At 62.9% G+C, this 267-nt stretch carries 1 protein-coding gene; it reads left to right on the forward strand.

Translation table 11 applies throughout. The annotated features are described in order from the left end of the window. Positions 1 to 266: hypothetical protein (locus B3187_RS12335; RefSeq protein ID WP_286806773.1), on the forward strand; the 266-nt coding region annotated here is incomplete at its 5' end. Position 267: the final 1 nt, after the last annotated feature.

Here is a 267-nt window from a genome sequence, read left to right on the forward strand (position 1 = left end):
CCCACAACGCCTTTGCGGGACAATCCCTGAGTGTGGTGATCAGCGCCCTTGCCGGCACCGACCAGTTGCTGAACGCCGGAGATCCAGCGGTCGTGCAGTGGTTGGTCCCCGAGCCGACGCGCACTGACTGGCAGCCCCAATGGCAGACACTGAGCCGGAATCTGAATGAAGCGGACGAGATTGATCCCCAGGGCTTGAGCGAGCAACTTCGGTCGCTTGGACAGGCGCTGAGCACACCGACGCCGGAATTTGCACCGGCGCCGTAAA

This window comes from Marinimicrobium sp. UBA4209 (assembly GCF_002381585.1).
Taxonomy (GTDB): Bacteria; Pseudomonadota; Gammaproteobacteria; order Pseudomonadales; family Cellvibrionaceae; genus Marinimicrobium; species Marinimicrobium koreense.